The sequence below is a fragment of the Phenylobacterium sp. CCH9-H3 genome (assembly GCF_001557235.1).
Taxonomy (GTDB): domain Bacteria; phylum Pseudomonadota; class Alphaproteobacteria; order Caulobacterales; family Caulobacteraceae; genus Phenylobacterium.
Genome location: NZ_LSJI01000250.1, coordinates 1 through 2,091 on the forward strand (window position 1 = coordinate 1; position 2,091 = coordinate 2,091).

A 2,091-nucleotide genomic window follows, 5' to 3' on the forward strand; every position below is an offset into this window, starting at 1 on the left:
GCCATGACCCCCCGCCTGCCCCGCCGCGCGCTCTGCGCCGGCGCCTGCGCCCTGCTACTCGCCGCCTCGGCCGGTCCGGCCGGCGCCCTCGTGGTCTTCGACCCCAGCAACTATGCGCAGAACGTGCTGACCGCCGCGCGCGCCCTGCAGCAGATCAACAATCAGATCACCTCGCTGCAGAACCAGGCCCAATCGCTGATCAACCAGGCGCGGAACCTGGCCAGCCTGCCGTTCTCCTCCCTGCAGCAGCTCCAGGACCAGGTCCAGCGCACCCGCCAGCTCCTGCAACAGGCGCAGCGCCTGGCCTACGATGTCCAGACCATCGACCAGGTCTTCACCGCTCGCTACCGCGCCGTCGACCTGTCCGCCTCCGACCAGGCGCTGGTGGACGGGGCCAAGGACCGCTGGCGTGACAGCGTCGCGGGCTTCGAGGATGCGCTGAGGGTCCAGGCCGGTGTCGTCGGCAACCTGGACGGCGCCCGCGACCAGATGAGCCAGCTCGTCGAGGCCAGCCAGTCCGCCAGCGGCGCCCTGCAGGCGGCCCAGGCCGGCAACCAGCTCCTGGCGCTGCAATCCCAGCAACTCGCCGACCTTGCCGCCCTGCTGGCCGCCCAGGGCCGCGCCCAGAGCCTGGACGCCGCCCGCCGCGCCGCCGCGGAGGATCAGGCCCGCGAGCAGCTGCGCCGCTTCCTGACGCCTGGCCAGGGCTACCAGCCCGGCTCGGCCCAGATGTTCCGCAATTGAAGGCCGCCGCCAATATGGACGCCACCCGTCTCATGCGGTTGGGCGCGGCCGGCGTCGTGGTCCTCGTGATCGCGCTTACGGCGCTGCAGCTTCGCCGCCCCGCGCCGCCCGAGCCGACGCCCTGGGCGCCGGCCCCGGCGCGGCCGGCCGATCCGCGCTCGCCCGCCTTGGCTCGATGCCAAGCCCTGGGCGAAACCGGCGCCCGGGACCCCGGCTGCCTGGCCGTCTGGGCCGAGACCCGGCGGCGTTTCCTGGGCCTGACGGCCCCACCAGCAAAGGACTAGCGCCATGGGTGGAACAGGGGTCATCGACCGGTTCCTGGGCGTCTTTGCGTCCTATATCGATAGCGGCTTCGGCCTCCTGCAGGGCGAGGTGGCGTTCATCGCGACCACCCTGATCGTCATCGACATCACGCTCGCGGCCCTGTTCTGGACCTGGGCGGAGGGCGAGGACATCCTGGCGCGCCTGGTCCGCAAGACGCTCTTCGTCGGCGCCTTCGCCTACATCATCGGCAACTGGAACGGCCTGGCGCGCATCATCTTCGAGAGCTTCGCGGGCCTGGGCCTTCAGGCGGCCGGCGGCGGCATGTCGGCGGCCGATCTCCTGCGCCCCGGCCGCATCGCCCAGGTCGGCGTCGACGCGGGCCGCCCGCTGCTGGAGTCCATCTCCGGCCTTATGGGCTACGTCGCCTTCTTCGAGAACTTCATCCAGATCGCCGTGCTCCTGCTGGCCTGGCTGATCGTTCTCCTGAGCTTCTTCGTGCTGGCGGTGCAGCTCTTCGTCACCCTCATCGAATTCAAGCTGACCACGCTCTGTGGGTTCGTGCTGGTCCCCTTCGGCCTGTTCGGCAAGACCGCCTTCCTCGCCGAACGGGTGCTGGGCAATGTCGTGGCCTCCGGCGTCAAGGTGATGGTCCTGGCGGTCATCGTCGGCATCGGTTCGACCCTCTTCTCCCAGTTCACCACGGGCTTCGGGGCGGCCCAGCCGACCATCGAAGAGGTGCTGGCCGTCGTGCTGGCGGCGATCTCGCTGCTGGGCCTGGGCATCTTCGGACCCGGCATCGCCGGGGGCCTGATCTCCGGCGGCCCGCAGCTGGGCGCCGGGGCCGCGGTCGGAACCGGTCTGGCGGCGGGCGGCGCGCTCGCGGCCGGCGCCGCGGCCACGGGCCTTGCGATCGGCGGCGCGGCTGGCGCGGCGGCCGGCCTGGCCCGAGGCGCCGCAGGGCTGGCCGGGGCCGGCGCGGGGGCCTGGCGCGCGGGCGGCGCCCTTGGCTTGGCCCGCGCCGCCGGCGGCGCGGCGGCGAGCCCCCTGCGCCGGGCGGCCGCCGACTTCGGCGCCCGCTTCCAG

3 protein-coding genes are annotated in these 2,091 nt (G+C 72.9%); all 3 read left to right on the forward strand.

Annotation, left to right across the window (positions count from 1 at the left end):
* Positions 1 to 3: 3 nt before the first annotated feature.
* The gene (trbJ, locus tag AX721_RS22245; RefSeq protein WP_068878164.1) at positions 4 to 744 is read left to right on the forward strand and encodes a P-type conjugative transfer protein TrbJ; all 741 of its coding nucleotides are present in this window, start codon (positions 4 to 6) and stop codon (positions 742 to 744) included.
* A 14-nt stretch (positions 745 to 758) separates the two neighbouring features.
* On the forward strand, positions 759 to 1,028 hold the full coding sequence (trbK-alt, locus tag AX721_RS22250; RefSeq protein ID WP_068878162.1) for a putative entry exclusion protein TrbK-alt: 270 nt from the start codon (positions 759 to 761) through the stop codon (positions 1,026 to 1,028).
* Between the two features lie 4 nt (positions 1,029 to 1,032).
* Positions 1,033 to 2,091, forward strand: a 1,059-nt coding sequence (trbL, locus tag AX721_RS22255; RefSeq protein WP_068878163.1) for a P-type conjugative transfer protein TrbL, incomplete at its 3' end; no start/stop codon positions are given.